General features: G+C 61.2%; 26 protein-coding genes and 1 tRNA gene. 10 read left to right on the plus strand and 17 right to left on the minus strand.

The genetic code is table 11. From position 1 onward, the window contains the following. Positions 1-45: 45 nt before the first annotated feature. Positions 46-360, plus strand: coding sequence for a histone (locus H1B27_RS12025; protein ID WP_197966200.1), 315 nt, complete (start codon positions 46-48; stop codon positions 358-360). Positions 361-513: 153 nt separating this feature from the next. Here H1B27_RS12025 and H1B27_RS12030 read toward each other — a convergent pair whose 3' ends face one another. Together H1B27_RS12030 and H1B27_RS12035 are read right to left on the minus strand one after the other, a co-directional pair. After that, positions 514-1386 carry a DMT family transporter gene (locus H1B27_RS12030; protein WP_197966201.1) on the minus strand — a complete coding sequence of 291 codons (873 nt, stop codon included), beginning with the start codon at positions 1384-1386 and terminating at the stop codon, positions 514-516. Between the two features lie 96 nt (positions 1387-1482). Beyond that, positions 1483-1929 (minus strand): hypothetical protein, encoded by a 447-nt coding sequence (locus H1B27_RS12035; protein WP_061882748.1) that lies wholly within the window; start codon positions 1927-1929, stop codon positions 1483-1485. A 301-nt stretch (positions 1930-2230) separates the two neighbouring features. Between H1B27_RS12035 and H1B27_RS12040 the strand changes: the two genes are divergently transcribed. Further along, positions 2231-2494 carry a hypothetical protein gene (locus H1B27_RS12040; protein ID WP_061882749.1) on the plus strand — a complete coding sequence of 88 codons (264 nt, stop codon included), beginning with the start codon at positions 2231-2233 and terminating at the stop codon, positions 2492-2494. Positions 2495-2518: 24 nt separating this feature from the next. Here the strand turns inward: H1B27_RS12040 and H1B27_RS12045 are convergent, their stop codons facing one another. Beyond that, on the minus strand, positions 2519-2980 hold the full coding sequence (locus tag H1B27_RS12045) for a host attachment protein (RefSeq protein ID WP_061882750.1): 462 nt from the start codon (positions 2978-2980) through the stop codon (positions 2519-2521). A 40-nt stretch (positions 2981-3020) separates the two neighbouring features. Continuing rightward, entirely contained in the window at positions 3021-3431 is a 411-nt protein-coding gene (locus H1B27_RS12050) for a DUF3775 domain-containing protein (protein ID WP_197966222.1), read from the minus strand. Positions 3432-3700: 269 nt separating this feature from the next. On the opposite strand from H1B27_RS12050, the gene H1B27_RS12055 reads away from it, so the two are divergent. Then, a complete protein-coding gene (locus H1B27_RS12055) occupies positions 3701-3979 on the plus strand; it encodes a hypothetical protein (RefSeq protein ID WP_197966202.1) in 279 nt (92 codons plus the stop codon). Between the two features lie 107 nt (positions 3980-4086). Here H1B27_RS12055 and H1B27_RS12060 read toward each other — a convergent pair whose 3' ends face one another. Continuing rightward, positions 4087-4308 (minus strand): hypothetical protein, encoded by a 222-nt coding sequence (locus tag H1B27_RS12060; protein WP_197966203.1) that lies wholly within the window; start codon positions 4306-4308, stop codon positions 4087-4089. Positions 4309-4341: 33 nt separating this feature from the next. Between H1B27_RS12060 and H1B27_RS12065 the strand changes: the two genes are divergently transcribed. Together H1B27_RS12065 and H1B27_RS12070 are read left to right on the plus strand one after the other, a co-directional pair. Continuing rightward, the gene (locus tag H1B27_RS12065; RefSeq protein WP_197966204.1) at positions 4342-5307 is read left to right on the plus strand and encodes an AraC family transcriptional regulator; all 966 of its coding nucleotides are present in this window, start codon (positions 4342-4344) and stop codon (positions 5305-5307) included. 300 nt (positions 5308-5607) lie between these two features. Next, a complete protein-coding gene (locus tag H1B27_RS12070; RefSeq protein WP_197966205.1) occupies positions 5608-6618 on the plus strand; it encodes a hypothetical protein in 1011 nt (336 codons plus the stop codon). Between the two features lie 40 nt (positions 6619-6658). On the opposite strand, the gene H1B27_RS12075 is transcribed toward H1B27_RS12070, so the two are convergent. Together H1B27_RS12075 and H1B27_RS12080 are read right to left on the minus strand one after the other, a co-directional pair. Then, positions 6659-7096 carry a hypothetical protein gene (locus H1B27_RS12075; RefSeq protein WP_197966206.1) on the minus strand — a complete coding sequence of 146 codons (438 nt, stop codon included), beginning with the start codon at positions 7094-7096 and terminating at the stop codon, positions 6659-6661. Between the two features lie 17 nt (positions 7097-7113). Beyond that, positions 7114-7272 (minus strand): hypothetical protein, encoded by a 159-nt coding sequence (locus H1B27_RS12080; RefSeq protein WP_197966207.1) that lies wholly within the window; start codon positions 7270-7272, stop codon positions 7114-7116. A gap of 909 nt (positions 7273-8181) precedes the next feature. Between H1B27_RS12080 and H1B27_RS12085 the strand changes: the two genes are divergently transcribed. Then, positions 8182-8766 carry an ATP-dependent DNA ligase gene (locus H1B27_RS12085; protein ID WP_376708980.1) on the plus strand — a complete coding sequence of 195 codons (585 nt, stop codon included), beginning with the start codon at positions 8182-8184 and terminating at the stop codon, positions 8764-8766. Positions 8767-8829: 63 nt separating this feature from the next. On the opposite strand, the gene H1B27_RS12090 is transcribed toward H1B27_RS12085, so the two are convergent. Both H1B27_RS12090 and H1B27_RS12095 read right to left on the minus strand, forming a co-directional pair. Then, a complete protein-coding gene (locus H1B27_RS12090; protein WP_197966209.1) occupies positions 8830-9573 on the minus strand; it encodes a hypothetical protein in 744 nt (247 codons plus the stop codon). After that, the gene (locus H1B27_RS12095) at positions 9570-9848 is read right to left on the minus strand and encodes a hypothetical protein (protein WP_197966210.1); all 279 of its coding nucleotides are present in this window, start codon (positions 9846-9848) and stop codon (positions 9570-9572) included. The genes H1B27_RS12090 and H1B27_RS12095 overlap by 4 nt, the downstream gene beginning before the upstream one ends. Positions 9849-10053: 205 nt before the next feature. On the opposite strand from H1B27_RS12095, the gene H1B27_RS12100 reads away from it, so the two are divergent. Further along, positions 10054-11091 carry an acyltransferase family protein gene (locus H1B27_RS12100; protein WP_197966211.1) on the plus strand — a complete coding sequence of 346 codons (1038 nt, stop codon included), beginning with the start codon at positions 10054-10056 and terminating at the stop codon, positions 11089-11091. Here H1B27_RS12100 and H1B27_RS12105 read toward each other — a convergent pair. From H1B27_RS12105 to H1B27_RS12115, 3 genes are all read right to left on the minus strand, one after another. Next, positions 11084-12070 carry a phage tail protein gene (locus H1B27_RS12105; protein ID WP_197966212.1) on the minus strand — a complete coding sequence of 329 codons (987 nt, stop codon included), beginning with the start codon at positions 12068-12070 and terminating at the stop codon, positions 11084-11086. The genes H1B27_RS12100 and H1B27_RS12105 overlap by 8 nt on opposite strands. Before the next feature lie 6 nt (positions 12071-12076). Then, positions 12077-12787, minus strand: a complete 711-nt coding sequence (locus tag H1B27_RS12110; protein ID WP_197966213.1) for a phage tail tip lysozyme — start codon at positions 12785-12787, stop codon at positions 12077-12079. A 255-nt stretch (positions 12788-13042) separates the two neighbouring features. Continuing rightward, positions 13043-14161 carry a hypothetical protein gene (locus H1B27_RS12115; RefSeq protein WP_197966214.1) on the minus strand — a complete coding sequence of 373 codons (1119 nt, stop codon included), beginning with the start codon at positions 14159-14161 and terminating at the stop codon, positions 13043-13045. Between the two features lie 47 nt (positions 14162-14208). Between H1B27_RS12115 and H1B27_RS12120 the strand changes: the two genes are divergently transcribed. Continuing rightward, positions 14209-14685 carry a hypothetical protein gene (locus H1B27_RS12120; RefSeq protein WP_197966215.1) on the plus strand — a complete coding sequence of 159 codons (477 nt, stop codon included), beginning with the start codon at positions 14209-14211 and terminating at the stop codon, positions 14683-14685. Between the two features lie 16 nt (positions 14686-14701). Here H1B27_RS12120 and H1B27_RS12125 read toward each other — a convergent pair. The 3 genes from H1B27_RS12125 to H1B27_RS12135 form a co-directional block, all read right to left on the minus strand. Continuing rightward, positions 14702-14778: transfer RNA gene (locus H1B27_RS12125), tRNA-Arg, on the minus strand. Positions 14779-14928: 150 nt separating this feature from the next. Further along, a complete protein-coding gene (locus H1B27_RS12130) occupies positions 14929-15453 on the minus strand; it encodes a hypothetical protein (RefSeq protein ID WP_197966216.1) in 525 nt (174 codons plus the stop codon). Positions 15454-15613: 160 nt separating this feature from the next. Continuing rightward, positions 15614-16186 carry a hypothetical protein gene (locus H1B27_RS12135; protein ID WP_197966217.1) on the minus strand — a complete coding sequence of 191 codons (573 nt, stop codon included), beginning with the start codon at positions 16184-16186 and terminating at the stop codon, positions 15614-15616. A 180-nt stretch (positions 16187-16366) separates the two neighbouring features. Between H1B27_RS12135 and H1B27_RS12140 the strand changes: the two genes are divergently transcribed. Then, positions 16367-16753, plus strand: coding sequence for a VOC family protein (locus H1B27_RS12140; protein WP_061881402.1), 387 nt, complete (start codon positions 16367-16369; stop codon positions 16751-16753). Between the two features lie 53 nt (positions 16754-16806). On the opposite strand, the gene H1B27_RS12145 is transcribed toward H1B27_RS12140, so the two are convergent. Beyond that, the gene (locus tag H1B27_RS12145) at positions 16807-17304 is read right to left on the minus strand and encodes a hypothetical protein (protein ID WP_061881403.1); all 498 of its coding nucleotides are present in this window, start codon (positions 17302-17304) and stop codon (positions 16807-16809) included. Between the two features lie 254 nt (positions 17305-17558). Here H1B27_RS12145 and H1B27_RS12150 point away from each other — a divergent pair, with 254 nt between their 5' ends. Further along, entirely contained in the window at positions 17559-17912 is a 354-nt protein-coding gene (locus tag H1B27_RS12150; RefSeq protein WP_028178611.1) for a GrlR family regulatory protein, read from the plus strand. On the opposite strand, the gene H1B27_RS12155 is transcribed toward H1B27_RS12150, so the two are convergent. Then, positions 17913-18663: sensor histidine kinase (locus H1B27_RS12155; RefSeq protein ID WP_197966218.1), on the minus strand; the 751-nt coding region annotated here is incomplete at its 5' end.

The raw sequence follows: 18663 nt of genomic DNA on the forward strand, positions 1-18663 counted from the left end.
GAAACCCGCTATCGTCATCTCCTCAGTCAAACCGCGGGGGACGATATGGACGACGAAAAGCCGATCACCGAACAGGCGATGGACACAATCACCAGCGCCGTGGAAGCGACCAAGGACGCGGCGGTCACCGCCGTCAAGCAAGTCAGGAAAGCCGCCAAGAAGGTCGCGAAGAAAGTAGGCCCGAAGAAGACGTCCAAGAAGAAGGCCAAGAAGAAGGCCAAGACGTCCTCAAAGAAAGCGGCCAAGAAGACCGCGAAGAAGGCCGGCAAGACATCTGCGAAAAAGGCCGCCAAGAAAACTGCCAAGAAAGCCGTCAAGAAAGCCGGCAAGAAGAAGAAGGCCAAGAAGGCGAAGCGCTGATCACGACGCTCAGAACAGGTCTCCGGGAGTGGACATCCGCCTGGAGACCTGCCCCACGACACGCGACCCTTCCACGTGGCGGCCGGCTGGTCCAGCCGACCACAAACGTGCCGCGCTCAGCAAGGATGTATCCCAGCGCCGTGCCCCGTCCGCCTAGAAGCGCCGGTTGACGACGAACACCGCCGCCGCGCACATCGCCATGCCGGCAATCGCCAGCGCATCGAGTCTTTCCCCGAACAGCAGATAGGCCATCAGCGCGGTGACGGCGGGCACCAGGTAGAACAGGCTCGCGACCGAGGTTGCTGCAGCGTGGCGGATGAGCCAGTACAACAGCCCGATCGAACCGATCGAGAGCGCCACGGCGAGCCAGGCGAGCGCGAGCACGAACTCCTGTGTCCAATGCACCACCCGGTCTTCGAACAGGAATGCCCCGATCGCGAAGAAAATGGTGACGGCAACGTATTGCACGAGATTGCCGGCTCGCCAGTCGATGTGGTTGCAATAGCGGCGCTGATAGAGCGTACCGAGCGTGATGCTGATCAGCGAGACCACCGAGGCAAGCCAGCCGAGCCCGGCTTCGCCGGTCATGGGACGGTTGTGCAGGATCAGCACGACGCCGCTGAGGCCGAGGACGAGGCCGGCCCATTGCACCGGCGTCACCTTCTCGCCGAGCCAGCGATTGGCGATGGTCGAGGTCAGGATCGGCTGCAGTCCCGGAATCAGCGCAGAGAGCCCGGCGGGAATCGAATGCGCAATCGCGATCGCGGTGCCGCCGAGATAGAAGCCGTGGACGAGGATGCCGGCGACCGCGCTGTGCGCGATGCCGATCCGGTCGGGCCATTTCGGCCGCGCGATGCCTGCGATGATCGCCATCAGCCCGACCACGATCGCCATGCGGATGGCGAGATAGGTCAAGGGATCGGCATTGTTGACCACGTATTTGGTGCCGATGAATCCCGTGCTCCAGAGCAGGACGAACAGGATCGGCGCCGTGCGGGCGGTCAGGTTTTCTTGATTTTGGTTCATTGCCGCCTCATTGCCTCAGCGGAGGCCATGCGGCAATGCGAATTTCGCCCGGACGATGTTGCGCTGCGGCGGATGACAGCGGTCTAGGTCAGCTCATCACCATTCTTCTGGACAGGGATCGATGATCTTCCAGAGCTCGACGCCGTTCTTGATCTTCTTCATGTCGGTGGTGAGTCCACCATTGCGACGAATCCAGTCCTTCACCTTGTCGGGGTAGTAGGACATGAGATCGGAGGTGCCTTCGGCGCTGGTGACCTTGATGCCGAAGGTGAACGCCTTGTCGTAATAGGCTTGGTGGAAACCGAGGCTCGCGCGCGGCGTCACGCAAATCTTGTTCATCGGCACGATGCCGAGCACGAGCGTGCAGGCCGAATTGCAGATGCCGTCGATGATGACGCGCTCGCCTTTCTCGCGCACGCGCTTGTACTTGGCCTTGTACTCCTCGACATAGCCGCCATGGTCGCGGGTAATGTGCAGCTCGGCGCGCGCCGGCGTACCGGCAGCGACGGAGAGCAACAGCAGGCTCAGAAGCGTGATGCGCATGGCGAGGTAACGGCGATGGCCTTCAGGAAGGCACCGACCTTGAAGGACCCGCAAGTGATCCCGTGGGGACGGCGGCAGGATTCTTGAGCAAATACTCTTTGGTCATACTTGTGTGGGGAATTCGTTAAGCATCCGGAAAAGGCCAAAAATGGGCAGCTTTCGACCGCATGTCCGGCAATTCTGTCACACCCACCCGGAAATCTGCAGGACCGGCCATGATTTCGGGCCTCCGCAGCGATGCCTGACCGCCCGAAATTGCTATAGATGGCTGATCTGTTCGAGCGGGTTCCGGAGAATCGAGATGAGCAAGTTGACGCTTGTAGCCGCGGTTGCGGCCCTGACGGCCGCAATCCTGGCCCCTGGCCTTGCGGAGGCGAATGGATATCACCGGCACCACCGCTCCTATGCCAACCCGCTACCCTACCCGATCAGCTATCTGCACAATTACGGACCCGGCATCACCCCCGGCACCTTCGCTTATTACGACGGTCCGTCGACCAACTACTGCTACCGCAGCGCGGCCGCTTATATCGGGCAGGACGGCCGGCGGCACCCCTGCTACTGAGGCGCCGCGCCCTGTGCGGGTGCCCTATTTCGCGGCACCCGACAGCAGCAACTGCTTCTCAATCTCGTAGACCGGCAGCTTGACGAGGTCCTTGCTGACCTCCCCCTGAAGCGCCTTGCGCACGGCGTCCGAATAGTCGGCGCGGATCATGCCGAGCGCGCGCGGTGAGGCCACCATGGTCAGGGCCTTGGTCTCGCCGGAGCTGACGGCAGCATCGAGCCGGCCCGCCAGTCCCCGCAAGAAGGCGCGCTCGGCCTCATCGTGCCAATCGGTCTGCTCGACTGAGCTGCGCGCCCCGCCGGCCGCCGGGTGCAACCGGCCCGGCGCGTCGCTGCCTTGCGCGGTGGTCGAGGGGTTGGACTGCTCATGCACTTCCCTGGTGTGGAGATTCGGAAACTTGTCGTCGCCGAGGTTCTCCAGAATGAGCGCCTTGCGCCCGTCGCACACGACCAGCCAGTCGCCCTTGGCCATTCTCATCTTGTCCATCACACCTTCTCCTTGATACTTGCAGGCGCAGCATCCGGCATCAGAGCTGTTCTTCGAATTCCTCGAAGGACTTGCCGAATTGCGCCATCGCCTCTTCCAGATAGTCGGCGAGCATGGGCGTGCCGATCAGGTAGGAGGCAGTGCGCTGGTTGTGCGCCTGCGCGGCCTGAGCGCGCAGTTCGCGCCAATCGGAGAGATCGCCGTCGCCGCGGCCAAGCCAGGTCAGCGCCACGAGATCGATCTGCTCGTCGATATTGAGGTCGCGGATGAAGCCCACAAGCTCGGCACGATCGGTGGTTGCGCCGCGTCCACCGCGGCCGAAGCTCATGTCGTCGTCACCGGACTCCAGGATGACACCGTTCCCGGCCGCTTCGCTGTCGGACCGGCGCGACTTCGAGATGACGAAGAAGACCTTCTCCGGCGAGATCGACAGATTTGGAATGACTCGCATCCAGCTCACCTTCTCCGGCAGCACGCACAACGCCGCTGCCATGTCGTCGACACTAAAAGCCAAGGCAGACTTGCGAATTGCGCAGGATCAAGGTCCAAGTCACAGGTCCAAGTCACGGGCATACCCTCGTGGCCCAAGCCAGCTGGCCTGCTGGGGTCGGGGCCGGGCCAGCTAGCTGAAGGTTTATTCATCAGCATTACATTTCGGGTCCGCCACAATTGATCCGAACAACTTCGATATCCTGCATCGCGTAAGCGGAGGAAGACATCATGAATTTCAAGACTGGCCTCGTCGCCACGTCCCTGCTCGGCGCCCTCGCGGCGTCGTCGGCGGCATCCGCCATGCCCATCGCTCCTGCACCGGCGACACCGCAGATCTCCGGCGTCGAGCAGGTCCGCGTGGTCTGCAACGCCTGGGGGCGGTGCTGGTGGCGCCCGAACTACTACGGGTATTACGGGCCGCGGCCATATTACGGCCCACGGTACTATGGGCCGCCGCGCTATTACGGCCCGCGCTATTATGGTTACCGCGGCTATCGTCGCTGGTGACGGTTGAAGGGGCCCTCAGGGCCCCTTCGCTTTTGCAGGATCATTTCTTGCGCGGCCGTCCCCGGCCTGGTTCTGATCCAGATCAAAGATGAAATAAGCCGATACCGTCATTCTACATGGTGACGAAGCGACGGGGTTTCGTCCTTCGCCAGTGACGCTTGCATGCAGCATTTCATCGATCTCGCCTCCGGCGAATCGATGAGTCGAAACGTGTCGGAGACATCGATCCGGCGCGGATCTGATGGCATGATGTCCGCAATACTACGGTCCGGAATCCGGTTTACTGAAACGCGATGTTTCGCCATTGATGGCGATGCATCGACATTCATTTGATTTTCTCATTTCAGCAGCTGGCCGGAACCATGTTGTTCGACGACCTCGCTCCGTCCTCCGCGCTTCAACTGATCGGGTTTTCCGATATAGATGCGTTTCGGCCGATCGAGACGATGGAAGATGCGAGAAGCATTCCATTGGACATCCCGAACTTCGCGGCGGCCCGTGCCGTCGTCTCCCTGCCGGCGTGCCGCATCATCATGATGAGATCGTTCGCACGCATCCTCGATACCGCCTATCGCATGCCGGGTGGGATGGTGATCCTGTCCATGACCGACGACCTCCAGGTCAACTTCAAGGGAATGGATCTCGACGCCCGCTTCTTCGTTGCGCTCCGCGGCAACGATGAGTGCCATTTCGTCGAGCCGCGGACCAATCATCATGCCATGATCATCTTCTCCCCTGCGCTGAGAGACCGGGGCTGGTTCGACCACGTCGACGATTTGCGGGCGCATGTCGCGAACCGGCCCGCCCTGCTGCACACGCGACAACTCTTGCTCGACATCCTGCGCACCGCGTCGGTGCAGCCGGGCCTGTTCGAAACCACCGAGGTTGCGGCCCATCTCCAGGAAGGCCTGCTGCTCGCTCTCGACGACCTGTTCCGAATCGATTCGATCCCGGATCGGAGTACCTCGGTCCAGGGCGAGCGAGCGATCAAGCTGGTGCAGCGTATCGACGACTACGTCGCGACCTATCCGACCACGCCGATCTATACCGCCGATCTCGCCCGCGCGTTTGGCGTCTCGATCCGGACGCTCGGCGGCGCCGTCAGCATTGTGCGCGGCATGAGCCTGCACCAGTACATTCGCCTGAAAAGGCTGTGGGCGACCCGCTCCCGCCTCCTCAAGGGCGGCGGCGTCACCGTTGCCACCTGCGCACGCGCCCACGGCTTCCACCATCTCGGTGAATTTGCCGCAGCCTACCGCGCGATATTCCACGAGGCGCCCTCCGACACGCTGTCACGCGGCCGGCGAAGCGGTGTGTCGGCAGGCTGATTGACGCCGCGGGCACCGCGACCGTGACCGGCATTAGCGCCGTTTCGGAACATATCTAGAACACCAGGGGACTGGCGCGCTCGGAAGGATTCGAACCTCCGACCCTCGGAATCGAAATCAGGTGGATACGCCAATGATATCAACGGCCGGTCCGAACTTTCGCCGTCCGTTCCCCTCCTGATGGCATTGGGGAATTTCCCGCGTTCGGAATGGAAAAGAGGGCATAAGCCGGTCTTTCCGCGCGCCTACCAGCCCCGACTCAAAGTAGAATTGCTCGCATTGTCAACGGCGGAAGGTTGAATGGCCGAACTGATCGACGTGCCACCCGCGGCTTTCGAGCCGAAGCCGCTATTCCCTACCATGGAGGCGGCGGCTGCCGTCGTGGATGAAGTCCGGGACTGGATCAAGGATCAACCCACCTGGGCTTGGCGAGGACATACCCACGCAAAGCCGGACACCGACGAGGCGGAGGAAATCCGGTATGTGGCGGACTTCAAGTTGCCCGCCGGCATTGAATGCCCGTGCCCGTGCTGCACGCCACGACACGCGAAGTTTGGACAGGGCTTCATTGCCTGGTTTCCAAGGACGCGCTGCATTCGCCTGATGGGGCAACACTGCTTCAAGCGCCTCAACCCTGACAGTCACGCAGCCGCTCAGGACGAATACAAGGCCCGCATGAAGCACAACGGACTTGTGGCGTTCCTCGTCAACAATCTCGGCAATCGCGATGCTTTCAGGCGCGCAATAGAGGCTGCCACGCCGCTGGCGCTGCACCTGGACGAACTGCAAGACATTCTCGGGGAAAAGCTGTACCGGACTTGGAAGATCCGCCTATGGGATCATGTCCAGACAGGAGCGCTCGGGCTGCCTACCTTCGATCGCGACGGGAAGCCGGATCACGGGTTTCGGGTCTACGCGACCATTGCCGGCTCTAGCCTGATCGATCCGACCCGGAAAAGCTTCGCTCCCCGCCTCAAGACCGCGTTGAACTTGCTGGACTTCCGGATTCCGGAGGACATCAACGCCGCGAACACCGAGGAGCTGGGCAAGTGCGTGGCTCCGTTCAGTCGAAGCGAAAAGATCGCTCGCGAGACCTTCGCGGCGATGGAGGCGGCTCGGCAATTCGTGTCACCGTTGACCACAGCCACAATTCGCGAATGGGCGAAGCAGCCGGGCGCTCCCGTTCAGCTCGATATACGCCGCAGTGGCGATGAATTGTTCGTCGGCAAGTCTGAAGAAAATCGGTCTCGCGTGCCGCTGCGACCCTACATCAACCGAGGTCCTTCAGGGTTGCCGCGGCTCGTCCTGTAGAATGAGGCCACTGCGAAATAGGCCACTCGCAGACCCTCTGTTATTCAGCCGCCTTTTTGGCGGCGCGCTTGATGGCTTCTTCCTCGCGCCATCGCAGGCGATTTTCTAGGCGTCGAATGCAGTTGTCATCCAAATGGCCGCACGGACGCCAGTTTGGAAAGAAGTCGTCAGTCCACAAACATGGAATGAGGTTGTATTTGTCATCCAAATCGAATCTGGTTGGGACCTTGAGGCCAGCCGCATGGAGCTCCAATCCATAGCTCAGGAGAAGATCAATCTCGGAGCGCTCGGGCTTGAAGTTGCTGGTTCCATAGGTGACGGAAATAATCGCCTCCCCCAGGGCGTCGTTGCGCTCTATATCTCGCACAACGACGGGATGGGGGGGATCAGCCGGAACGTGTAGCGCTGGCCGATGTGGGAATCGACACCAGATGACGTCATATTTGACGGGCAGGCGTGATAGGGAGTGCCACTTCACGCCGTATGTGCCTTGGCTTAGCTCTTGCGAGCAGCAGCCCACGCTCGCCGACGATCTTCCGCGAGTTCATGCGCGTATTTGATCTGGTCGTCGGTGATGTCGTGAGGCTGATTCTGGGCAGGCTCCGCCTGCTTTTCGGAGGGCCGGAATCCGAGATATTCGAGGATGGCGCCCATGATGAAAATCCTAATACGCGATGGTCCGGATCACCCGAACAATGTGCATAATGGGGATATTGTTCCCAATTGCAAGTTACACCTAAGTTAAGAAATGGCCCGTTTCGGCCATTTCTCCTGTTCCTTAATGAGTGTTGCAGCGGCGCAGCTGGGTTCAAGCTACTCTCTTCCACTCTGAATCACCACGAACTTCCGGCCTGATCTGGCGGCGTCTCAGAGGGCTGCGCAGAAGGCTGCGGCGTTTGACCAAGCAATGGTAGCTTTGAGCCCTCCGACCCCAGCGCTAGCGGCTTGCCTCTCCGCTCCTCCCGCGGAATCAATCCGCCATGGGCACGATGCCCAAGGCCACGATGAATGCCCCGCCCGCCCGACGCCACACCCCCACTCACCCCGACGGCCGACCGATGAAGATCACCTTCGGCCAGATGCGTGCAATGGGCCCGAGCGGCATCTTGGTCTATTGCCACTGCGGCAACCACGTCGCTTTGGATGCCGCCCAGTGGCCGGACGAGGTACGTCTTTCGGACATTGAGCCACGCTTTGTATGTGAGCGCTGCGGCAGTCGCGGCGCCGATGTCCGGCCCGACTTCGACAGAGGCGACCCGCGACGGGCGATCACGGGCCCTCCAAGGGCTGCGCGGTGACATGTACTCCTGCGTGTTCAGTTTTTGAATACACGCAGCGAGAACAAAGCGGGACCTATTAATATCACAAATTGTTCTGGCCGGAGAACGCCCGCTGACATGCAGCTTACGACAGGACGGCCTCAGCTGGGCGGCTGAGGCCGTTGGGATCTGCTCCGGCTTCAGGGGGGCTTTTGGGGCGCCGGAGCAAAGAACCAATTCGACAGATTGCCACTTGTTCCCGACTGGTAAAATATGTGGGAAATCTTATCTTCGGCTCATGCGAATGGCGTACGAGCTCTGCCTGGCCACTGCGGCCAAGCACGTGCCCTCAGGGCCTGACTGGATTCACGAGGTGAAGCACGACGGCTACCGGATGCTGGTCATCCGGGAGAATGAGAGCGTGCGCCTCCTCTCTCGCAATGGCACCGACTGGACCAAGCGGTATCCCTGGATTGCTGAGGCGGCGTTGAAGAACCGGCAGAATCGCTTTGTGATCGATGGCGAGGCCGTGATCCTGGGGGTGGACGGAATCAGCGACTTCAACGCGTTGCACAGCCGCCGATACGACCACGAGGTGCAGCTCTATGCGTTCGATATCCTTGTCATGGAAAGCGACGATCTCCGCTCTTTGCCCCTCCACCTACGTAAAGCAAACTTGCAGCAGCTGCTGGCCCGCCGTCCTGATGGGATCAGCGTGGCACCTTTCGAGCGCGGCGAGATCGGTCCTGATCTCTTTCAGGCGGCCTCCCGCATGGGCCTCGAGGGCCTAGTTTCCAAGCATCGGGACAGGCCCTATCGTGGCGGTCGGCAGAAACATTGGATCAAGGTGAAGAATCGGAGCCATCCGGCGATGGACCGTGAGTTGTGACTGAAAGCTAGTTGCGCGCCGAGGCCCCACCAGCGTGAACCGGGGCGGGGCGCGCCCCTCACGTCATCGCTTCCTGCTTCTGGATCGTTTCGGCTCGTGCAGGCGCGGCAGATCCGCGCCTGACGCCTTGACCTTGTGCCTGATCTTACCGATCAGGCGCAGCGTCGTCTTCATTTCTTCGGAAGCTTCTTTGTTGTGGCGCAGGAGTTGCCCGACGAAGGTGTTTGCCTCGAAGTGCTTTTTCAGAAACGCATCGAACTCAGGATCGAGCTTCCGCTGCCGCTGCAATTTTGGCGCTGTGGTGATCACGAGAGACCGATCTATTTCGCCACCACCCGCAGGAACGCCATTGCAGATTTGGTTGAAGGTTGCGCCATTGGCGACGGCTGCTTTGATCTCCTCAACCTTCTCGGGCGGCATTGGATGGCCCGCCGAAGCCGCATAGTGACATGTTCGACAACGACGATGGCCGATAGCGTTCACGATCATCACATTGTCGCCGGTCATGCGATGAAGTCCCTTCAGACAATATTCCTGCGTCCGCAGCCGACGATCGCTACAGTCCCTTTCCTTTCGGCTGATGTTATCCCTGTTTATCTTGGTCATGCGCTTCGCCCATGCCGGATGAAGCTGGCAATGCACCTTGTAGCGCGACGCCGGCACCACATACGTTTTGCGATCCGGGCTCGTTAGATCATTGACGGTATTGCCTCGCTTCATTCCGCGCTCGAAGCGATCAACCAATCCTGCTGTCATTCCCGGGGCCATCGCCCACCACTTACGAGAGGTTTTGCGTCGCTGTGTCATTGCTTCACCCCGTTCAAAGCCCTGAGGGGCCTGTGCAGCGGATTTATCTCGACCTGCGGCAGATGCGATCTTGGGTCCAGACCATGATCCGATATGATCTTCGCAGCCTGCACTTGCAGCGTAGCATGACGCAATATTTGGTCCGCTACGGCAACGACCGCGTTGCCGCGCTTAACCTCCGTTTCGATCTGTTCGGTTGTTAGGTCCTCGCTTCCAAGCCGCTCTAGTTGCGCAAATAGATGATCGTTCAGGTCGCTCAGTCTGTTCTTTGTCATTTGGTCGTCTCCCCTCTCAATGCGCGGCATGCGCAATGAGGAGGCAACGCCTGAGTCGCGTCAGGTCAAAGGACCAATGGTGTCAATCCACTGTCCTCCAGCACCCGCATGATCTTGATGAGGGCGATCACGCGGGATAGGTTAGCGATCTATCCGATCTACCGGGGATTGCGCGCGTCCATTGGTGGATGGTAACGATCTGCCAATGGTCATTCTCGAAAAGAATAAGAACGACACATCCTCGATTATCGACCTGCTCAGGGCTTTGGCTGCCCAAGCAGTGTGTGTCGGTCACGCGATCATGTTCTTTCGCAGCGACTTGATGCCCTCGTCGCTTCCGCTAATGCAGAACGTCGGCGTTCTTGTGTTTTTCGTGCTGTCGGGCTTCCTGATCGCCTACACGTTGCAACGAAAGGCGGCTGACCCCGATTATGGATTCTTCCGGTATGCCCTAGAACGCTTCGCCCGCATCTATTCAGGGTTGGTGCCGTCCCTGGCATTCGTCATGCTTTGCGACGCGATTATCGGGCAGCGTGACAGCTTCCTGAGCCTGCTCGCCAATCTACTCATGAACGAAGGGTACAGGGGCATATTCCCGAATGCTCTCCCACGCGAGCCCTTCGGATCTGCGCATCAGCTCTGGACACTTGCGATAGAGTGGCACATTTACCTCTCTGTTGGTGCTGCCTTCTTTCTCTTTTTGCGTCGCGGAAGAATGGCGATCTTGGTTTTGATTTTGCTTTTTTACGGCCAAACATCGAGCCACTATCTTTGGGGCGCGTACCAGGCGGACGGCGTCGGCCGGGGCCTGTTTTCCCTTTGGCTGGGCGGAGCCGCTACCTACCTGCTGATCTCAAGGCTGCACATTGGGAGAGAGGCGGCCCTGTTGCTTGCGCTCGCGGCCTTTTCCATCCTCTTGGTTCAAACCCACCGGGGCGAAGAATACAGCTTCCTCGTCTATGCTCTGCTGCTTGTCGCCTTCGTCGGACTTGTATCTTGGTCGCAACGGACGAATGGCATTTCAAAGGTTGCATCTGAACGCATTCGGTTCTTCGCCGACTATTCCCTCACGCTATACTTAACTCACCACAGCCTTATGGTGTTGATGAAGGCATTCCAACCAGAGGCTGGAGCAATGGGGCTCGTAGTTGCTGTCATTGCCTCAAACCTCGCTGCAATTTGTCTTGCCGAGATAGGCGAAAAGCAGCACCGCAGGATTCTCGCGATCCTCCTGGCTAGATAATCCGCAGCAACTTGCTGCAAACTATTGTTGGCTGCACGTTGCCGTGAGCGCCGCCACCGCCAGCCGCAGCGATTGAGATGCCCGTCGTGTTTGAACCTATCGAAAGATCTCCGGTAGCGGTGCTGCCACTCGGAAAACCGAATGAGCCCGAATTGGATGCGGCCAACCCGCGAAAGGTTGCTGGACTAATGCTATGGGTATGCCCCGGATCTGTCAGCGTGTGATTGTGTGACGGAATTTCAGTAATGGTCAGGGTGTGGCTCTGGGCGCCACCGGCCTCGCCAAGCGTATCGCCGAAGCCGGCCGTTGCGTCCGTGAGGCGGCTTGCTGCACTTCCGCCCATATTATCGAGGCCAGCAACAACGCGCCCGCGAAGATCCGGGATGTTGAACGTGGTAGAGCCGTCTCCGGTCCCGTAAGTCGTCGAGAACAGCGAGAACAAGGTCGAATAAGTCGTGCGCGAAATCGCCTGACCATAGGCCAGAACGAAGTGACTGCTCGGGGCCGTCGCGCCCCAATAGTCGATGCTGGAGCCTAGAGGGATACCCGGGCTGCTGCCGACACCAAACAGGTAAAATACTTGGTCCGAGTTGTTGTAGAGCGCGGCATAGGGCGTGCCCTGAATGAGAACGCCAGATTGAAGCTCGGTGTTCGGGGCCGAGCGCAACGGCTTCGCACCGAGACCATCAACGTTGAGTGTCACAGTCGCGCCGTTGGTCGCGTGCGGGGTGAAGGCGATCACCTTGCCGCTCATATTGGCGAGCGAGTTGAAGACCTGATAGCTGGCAACGGTATAGGCGGTTGAGGTCCCGGCCGTCGTGATGGCCCCCGCGGTATCGTCGCGATACTTCGCAAGAGCCGCCATGGCTGCTCGTGCGGAGTCGTTCACCGAGCTGGGCGCTTGGCCCTCCTGATAGTTCACCGTGCTGTCCGCAGTGGCGTTCGTTGCCGAGGTCTGGGACCACTTGTAGAAGGTCATTCCGCTCTATCCTCTATTAAGAAAAAAGCCCCGGTTTCCCGAGGCCAAAGACGCTTGAAGTTTCGAGAGATCCGGCGCCCGTCGCGGCGCAAAGAAGATCGGCGGGGGCTGCGCCACCTGGAGCGCGGAGAGCCCGCCAACATCCGCTTGGGGTCGGCCGGCGAAGATCGGAGGGGAAGCCTGCGCATTCAGCGGCGCGGCCTGAGGCTGGGGCGCCGCCGCTTGGGGAGCCTCGGGCGGAGGGAGCGGAGAGCCCGGGGGCGCGGCAACGGGAGTGCCGCCGTTGAACTTGGCATAGGTCGCCGCGGCGTATCTGGCTCGCTCGGGATGGGCGCCGGGCTTGCTCCAGTCCTTGGGCCGCTCAAAGGCCAACATGGCGTGGCCGGCCTCTTCCGGGGTCGTCGCCGCTAACAGACGCTGATAAGCGGATTTTTCCGACCCCTTTAGCTCCCTATGGAGGAAATCTAGCTGTATATTGAGGTCGGTCCACGGGGCGCCCTGTGATGCGGCATATTCCTTGAGGGCCTGTGCCCGCGTCCCGTTCCATTGGGCAATGCCGATGCTGTCGCTTCCGTCCCGGCCGTCGCCCTTGTTCGTTGCGTAAGGATTTAGATCCTGTCCGGACTCGCCTTGCAGATTACCGACGATGCCGGCCGCCTGGTGCGGCTGGAGCCCCTGACTGATGTAGTAGTCATAAGCCGCCTGAACGTTATTCATGGATGATCCGAAGCTAATTGATCTGGAGCCACACAAGTGGCGGTCGGATAGGCCCAAGTCCCGAGAGCCGATATTCGGCCCCGGGATTGCAAACCTTGTCGCGATCGGAATCACGGTCGCGATATTGCTGGGCCTGTCCTACTTCGTTCGCGGCAAGCTCAACGATTGGTGGACCGGCTCACAAGCGGAGACGAGCAAGTCCCTACCCCCAGGCAATTACACCTGGAGCCCTGAGAAGGGATTGCAGAAGTCGGATTAGCGCTGCGGCGAAACATAGATGCGCTGCGGCGCCACAACGTCAGGGACAGTTGCCGCCAAGCCGCCCGCTGCCGCACGGCCGGCGTTCTGTGCAAGAGCTTGGACGAACTCAATCCGCTTGATCGTATCCGTCACCATCTTTGAGAGCTGGTCGGGGCGAATGTCCCGGCCGGACTGCAAGAGAATGTCCGCAACCTGCCGGCGCACTTCCGGCGTGTTGCCAGAAATGACGTTCTCGCCGGCGTTGATTACGCTCTTGACGGCGCCGTGCCAGTCACCCGAAAGAACCTTGGTTAAGACGTGAGGATCAACGGCCATGGCCGCGTGATCGTTGAGATTGTCCACGGTGCGCGACCCGCCAAGCGCCTGGTTGCGGGTCTCGAACATCGTTTGCTCACGCGCGATCTGCCGTTGCAACTGATCGCCGCGACCGGGCACCGTGAAGGCGTCAAACTCTTGGCGGGTTGCCTCAGATGTGAACGGCCTCGCCTTGTTCGCGCCGAATGGCGCGTTCTGCACATAGCTGATTTGGGGATCTGCGTAGCCGCGGCGGAATGCGGTCTGCGCCTCCGTGTCCGGCAATTCATTGAACGCGCGGATTGCATCCTCAGGCCGGCCCGGCTTTTGTCCAGTCAGCTTGCCGAGGTCCAGCGCCTCAATGCGGCGCTGAGCCGTCCGGTAGGCGTCGCGCGCCGCTGAATAGTTGCTGGACGATCGCGCCAGCGCCTCGTCCAAGGCATCGCGGATGGGGACAAGCTCGGCAACCAAAGCGCCTTGCTTGTTGTCCGTCGCCTTCGAAATCATCATGTCAATATTGGTCTTCGCGCGGAAGGCATGATTGACATTCGAGAGCGTGAGGTTTGGCGCCGCGAGATAGGAGCGCGCCTCTTTCAAGGCGTTGCCGATCGGGTCGCGAAGTGCGGACTCCGCGCGCTCAATGCCGGCCCTGGCCGCAAGGTCGGTCGGGACTGCACCTTGAGCCCTCGCGAGATTATCGGCTGCCGGCGAGATTGAACGGTTGGCGATGGCAACCGGCGCCGTCACGTCAATGGGCGTGGTCTCTCGCTTTACGGGGGCGTAGTTGTGGCCGGCCTCGAAGTCGGCGCTCTCCACCATCCTGGCCCGAGTCTGCTCCGCTGGAGGAAGAGACCGAGGCCGGCGTTGTGCGCTTCTATGCTGAGGCCGAGGAGGTTTTAGCGAGGCTCCCCAAGCTCGGGGTTCCGATGATCCTCCGGCAGGTTGGCAAGAACGCCAAAAAGGAGAAGGGCCAGCAAGGCGCCATCCCTTGGGTTTACAGCTCCCTTAACCATGCAGTCGCGCGGCTTCGAAAAAAGATCGATGGCGTTCCGGCTCACTTCACCTTGGACGCCTGCCGGCATGGCGGCATGACTGAGCTGGAGGAGGCCGAGTTGACGGATGGTCAAGGCCGGGCGCTCTCGCTGCACAGCACTCAAAAATCCTACCAGGGATATGCGAAGCGGTCGCAAGCCCGGATGCTCTCCGCCACAAAGAAGCGCCACGCGCACGTCCTAGCGGAGGCCGTAGCCAAGGCGCTTGCGAACGAAGAGGAGACAAACGTTCGGAATGAGGCACTGGAGGGCGTTCGGAATGAGGAAAGGGGCTTACCCAAAAGTGCTTAGCAATCAATCAGATGCGTGGCGCGCTCGGAAGGATTCGAACCTCCGACCCTCGGAATCGAAATCCGATGCTCTATCCAGCTGAGCTACGAGCGCCCTGGCCCGGGCACCGGGCCACCGAGATTCGCCAGACCGCGCCGGTGACGAACCAGCACACCGGACGGCGTTCGGATTGGTTCGAATTAGCAGAGAGCCCGGCCAATAAAAAGCCCTTCCGACCTCGATCGAGGCGGGTCGAAGGCGCTGTCACCAGGTCGTGTTGAAGAGACCGAAATGCGGCTGCTGAGCGACCTGCATCATCGGCCGGCCGGGCTGCGGCGCCGTATGCGTCCTGACGACCTTGCGCTTGGGCTGTGGAGCCGGCACAGGAGAAGCTTGAGCCTGAGCGATCTGAGATTGAGTGGCCCCTGCCTTCTTGGCGGCGGCGGTGTTGGTCCTCGGCTCCGGCGTGAACTGGGCGAAGGTCTCGCGTACCCGCGTCTTAGCCGAGATCTCGGCTAATGCCGGCGAGACGCCGTCCTGTACCGGCGGCTGGGGGGCCGCAACAGCGGCAGTCTTCACCGCAGGTGCAGCAATCGTCGGCTGGCTGGTGTCGAGCACGACACGCTCGGGCAGATGCCGATTGGAGCGGATTCGGATCATGGGCTGGTCGTTGCCCGCAGTGGTCGCGACGGCTTGTGCTATGGGCGCGGCCGGGAAGACGAAATCCGCCGCGAACAACAGTGCGAGCAAGGCTCCACCGACAAAAATGAAATACCTAAAGATGGGCATCGGCCGCGCTCCGCCCCCCGCATCCCCGCGTGGGCTCTCCGCCTCAACAGGCGATCTCTCAATTGGTTCCTGATCCAGCCATTTGGTTCAAATGGCGATGCATAGTTTCTTGGCCAAGGTGCGCGTAGAGTAACTTTTCCGCTACCGGAACGTGCCGCCTTTAGGCGCGGCGCGCTGCGACCAGCGAACATCTCGCCTGATCGGCATTCACGTTAACGAAGCCGACGGGGATACGCGCAAAGGTCTTGCGGCTCTTCATGCTGACTGCATCCGCCAACACCCGGCTACGGTTGGTAAGATGACTGCCGTCGCGCCGCGTAAACGCGCAGACGATCTCGACATCTTTAACGGCATAGTCATTGTCGTTTCGCAGCGTTAACGTCACCAGGGCTTTGGAGCCGAGGCCGCCGCGGCGCCAGGTCTGCGATGAAATCCTGAGCCGACTGAGTTCCGCCGTCGCAGGTGCTGGAGCTTCGGACGCCGATGACACCACCGCGGACGCATCGCCCGAAGGAGCCGACTCAACAGCCGCCAGCTCCGGCCTCGCCGCCTCAGCACCATTGCCTTTGGAAAGGGGCAGCAGCATCCAGATGCCGCAGCCGACGATGATTACCGCCAGCAGCCACAGAAGACCACGGCCAAACAAGACGCTTGCGATCGTTACGGCCCGCGCCAATCGTTCGCCGGTTCCGGCGAAGCTCCACAATCCGATCCGGTCGAGCCTGGCACTCATGGTTGCAGCACCGATCGCAGCCGAGCACCATGAACGTTGGACTTGGCCACTGTTACCTTAATCCGGGCGAGGAACTAAGGTTCCCGCACGTGATACGAGTCGGCAAGGACGGTGGCGACCATCGGCCGAGGCCGCTAACATGCGCCGCAACATCGGAAGGCCTCGTTGGGAGAATATGAAATGCCAATCGCCGTCACTTGGGATCACGTCCATCTGCGCAGCCCCGACCCGGAGGCCACCGCGACCTGGCTGCGGGACATCCTTGGTGGCGAGATCGTGCGCGCACCAGGACGGATCGACGTGAACCTCGGCGGAGCCAGGATCTTCATTGCACCGCTCGAGGGCGACAGCGCCGTCAGCCCGCCACCTCCGCACCCGCATCAGGGCCTCGACCATTTCGGCCTGACGGTGAAGGACATCGACGCGGCCGCCGCCGAGATCAAGGCCAAGGGTGTCACGTTGACGCGCGAACCGACGACTATTCGTCCCGGCGTGCGCATCTGCTTCATCCGCGGCCCCGAAGGCATCTCCATCGAGCTGCTCGAGCGCGACAAGAAGTACACCTGACGCGGCGCCGCCGCCTCAGGCATGCCACCGGGACGACGTGAGCCCGCGCGGGGCTAAGTCATGCTACCGGGCATAAAGCAGCGGATGGTGACGCCCATGTAGCCGTAGATCGGCCAGACCATGGTGCGTCCCACTCGGTTCGGCTCCGAGATCACGGCCTCCTGGGGCACGTCGACCCAGACGAGTTCCTGCTGCTGGCCGTCGAGCGCGTAGCCGTAGCGCGGGACGCGGACGCGATAGTGCCCGTCCTTGCTGTCCCAGTCGGAGTCCGAGAGCGCCGAACCGTCGGCATCGGAGCAGCAAGGCCCCTTGCCGCTGCGCAGACTGTCGAACCAGGCCTTCAATTCTGGATTGGTGTTGGCGAACTGCCCGCGGTCGCGCGCGTGCCCCGAGGAGGCTGCGAGCGCGATCAAAGCCAAGGCGGGCGCCAGCCGCGTCAGGTTTCCCCGGTGTATCGCGTCGCCTTTCCGCCGTTGTTCGCTTTTGCAATTCGTGGGACGCGCACTGTACAGACGCGGCTCATTGCCGCCGGAATCGATCCAGTTGGTCACGTTCGTCTTGCTCCAGCACCCCGCGGCCAGTGCAACAATGGTTATGCATTTCGCGGGCCAACTCTGATTCGCAACGTCGAGCCTCGCCTCACCATCAGAGCGTCATGATGGTGTCACTGACAAGCCGGGACAACTACGGCTCGCAGGTCGGCGCGCTGACCGGCAAACTGCCGCGTTGCGCGAGGAGATCGGCTTTGGCATAAAAGCCGGACCGGTTACGCCATTGGGCGATGGCGGCCGGCCCACGGGACGTTATGAAGAACGGCCTCTATTCAATTCACGTGACCCTGCTCGATGGTCGAGTCGGCAAGGGCAGCGGCGTGATTCTTTTCCGCGACGGCAAGATTCTTGGCGGAGATGCCTACCTCTATTACACCGGCAGCTACACGGTGAAGAACAACAACACCTTCAAAGGCGAGGTGCTGGTGCAACGGCACACTTCGCCTCGGGGCGACGACAATCCGCTGTTCGGCGGCCCTGCCCCGGTCGGCATCGGCGTCAGCGGCACCTACACGGACACGCGCGCGGAGATGACGGGCACCGCGCTGGTCGGCAAGGCCAGCCTGATTTTCGGCGCCACCCTACACAAGCTCGCAGAGGTCGATTAGCTATTCCGCAGCCTGCTCGAGCGGCGCCACGCGCGGCAGGATGATCTGGATACACGTGCCGCCGCCCGGTTCGGAATCGAGATCGAGCCGTCCGCCGAGCCGGTTCGTAACGATGCTGTAGACGATGTGCAGCCCAAGGCCGGTGCCGCCCTGGTCGCGCCGCGTCGTGAAGAACGGATCGAAGGCGCGGCGGCGGACGTCGAGCGACATGCCGCAGCCGTTGTCAGAGAAGATGATCTCGACATTGTCCTTGCCGGACTCGCGCACCTGGATCTCGATGGTCCCCGGCCGGCCGTCCGGGAAGGCGTGTGCCACCGAATTGAGAAACAGGTTGGTCAGCACCTGGCCGTACGGACCAGGATAGCTGTTCATGGTCAGGTCCGGCTGGCATTCGACGTTGAGCGTCAGATTGTGCTTGCGCAGGCCCGGCCGCAGGCTCATCACCACCTGCTCGGTGAGGTCGCCGAGATCGAAAGTACGCTGGTCGGAATAGTTGCGGTCGGCTGCGACCTGCTTGAACGATTGGATCAGCTCGGCGGCACGGTTGAGATTGGATACGAGCTGCGAGGACGCATCGCGGCTGGTGTTGAGGAAGTCGTTGAGCGTGGAGCGGCGCAGCTCGCCGCGCTCGACTTCGGCGGTGAACATCGCGGTCTTGCGTTCCAGCGCAGAGGCGACGGTAAGGCTGATGCCGACGGGATTGTTGACCTCGTGGGCGACACCGGCGACCAGGCGCCCGAGCGCGGCGAGC

It is taken from the genome of Bradyrhizobium diversitatis (genome assembly GCF_016031635.1).
In the GTDB taxonomy this organism is placed as follows: Bacteria; Pseudomonadota; Alphaproteobacteria; order Rhizobiales; family Xanthobacteraceae; genus Bradyrhizobium; species Bradyrhizobium diversitatis.

What these genes read in the sequence shown, in the direction of transcription:
- H1B27_RS12025 (WP_197966200.1), top strand. Translation starts at nt 46, where the DNA reads ATGGACGACGAAAAGCCGATCACCGAACAGGCGATGGACACAATCACC.
- H1B27_RS12030 (WP_197966201.1), bottom strand. Translation starts at nt 1,386, where the DNA reads ATGAACCAAAATCAAGAAAACCTGACCGCCCGCACGGCGCCGATCCTG.
- H1B27_RS12035 (WP_061882748.1), bottom strand. Translation starts at nt 1,929, where the DNA reads ATGCGCATCACGCTTCTGAGCCTGCTGTTGCTCTCCGTCGCTGCCGGT.
- H1B27_RS12040 (WP_061882749.1), top strand. Translation starts at nt 2,231, where the DNA reads ATGAGCAAGTTGACGCTTGTAGCCGCGGTTGCGGCCCTGACGGCCGCA.
- H1B27_RS12045 (WP_061882750.1), bottom strand. Translation starts at nt 2,980, where the DNA reads ATGGACAAGATGAGAATGGCCAAGGGCGACTGGCTGGTCGTGTGCGAC.
- H1B27_RS12050 (WP_197966222.1), bottom strand. Translation starts at nt 3,431, where the DNA reads ATGCGAGTCATTCCAAATCTGTCGATCTCGCCGGAGAAGGTCTTCTTC.
- H1B27_RS12055 (WP_197966202.1), top strand. Translation starts at nt 3,701, where the DNA reads ATGAATTTCAAGACTGGCCTCGTCGCCACGTCCCTGCTCGGCGCCCTC.
- H1B27_RS12060 (WP_197966203.1), bottom strand. Translation starts at nt 4,308, where the DNA reads ATGAATGTCGATGCATCGCCATCAATGGCGAAACATCGCGTTTCAGTA.
- H1B27_RS12065 (WP_197966204.1), top strand. Translation starts at nt 4,342, where the DNA reads ATGTTGTTCGACGACCTCGCTCCGTCCTCCGCGCTTCAACTGATCGGG.
- H1B27_RS12070 (WP_197966205.1), top strand. Translation starts at nt 5,608, where the DNA reads ATGGCCGAACTGATCGACGTGCCACCCGCGGCTTTCGAGCCGAAGCCG.
- H1B27_RS12080 (WP_197966207.1), bottom strand. Translation starts at nt 7,272, where the DNA reads ATGGGCGCCATCCTCGAATATCTCGGATTCCGGCCCTCCGAAAAGCAG.
- H1B27_RS12085 (WP_376708980.1), top strand. Translation starts at nt 8,182, where the DNA reads ATGGCGTACGAGCTCTGCCTGGCCACTGCGGCCAAGCACGTGCCCTCA.
- H1B27_RS12090 (WP_197966209.1), bottom strand. Translation starts at nt 9,573, where the DNA reads ATGACACAGCGACGCAAAACCTCTCGTAAGTGGTGGGCGATGGCCCCG.
- H1B27_RS12095 (WP_197966210.1), bottom strand. Translation starts at nt 9,848, where the DNA reads ATGACAAAGAACAGACTGAGCGACCTGAACGATCATCTATTTGCGCAA.
- H1B27_RS12100 (WP_197966211.1), top strand. Translation starts at nt 10,054, where the DNA reads ATGGTCATTCTCGAAAAGAATAAGAACGACACATCCTCGATTATCGAC.
- H1B27_RS12105 (WP_197966212.1), bottom strand. Translation starts at nt 12,070, where the DNA reads ATGACCTTCTACAAGTGGTCCCAGACCTCGGCAACGAACGCCACTGCG.
- H1B27_RS12110 (WP_197966213.1), bottom strand. Translation starts at nt 12,787, where the DNA reads ATGAATAACGTTCAGGCGGCTTATGACTACTACATCAGTCAGGGGCTC.
- H1B27_RS12115 (WP_197966214.1), bottom strand. Translation starts at nt 14,161, where the DNA reads ATGGTGGAGAGCGCCGACTTCGAGGCCGGCCACAACTACGCCCCCGTA.
- H1B27_RS12130 (WP_197966216.1), bottom strand. Translation starts at nt 15,453, where the DNA reads ATGCCCATCTTTAGGTATTTCATTTTTGTCGGTGGAGCCTTGCTCGCA.
- H1B27_RS12135 (WP_197966217.1), bottom strand. Translation starts at nt 16,186, where the DNA reads ATGAGTGCCAGGCTCGACCGGATCGGATTGTGGAGCTTCGCCGGAACC.
- H1B27_RS12140 (WP_061881402.1), top strand. Translation starts at nt 16,367, where the DNA reads ATGCCAATCGCCGTCACTTGGGATCACGTCCATCTGCGCAGCCCCGAC.
- H1B27_RS12150 (WP_028178611.1), top strand. Translation starts at nt 17,559, where the DNA reads ATGAAGAACGGCCTCTATTCAATTCACGTGACCCTGCTCGATGGTCGA.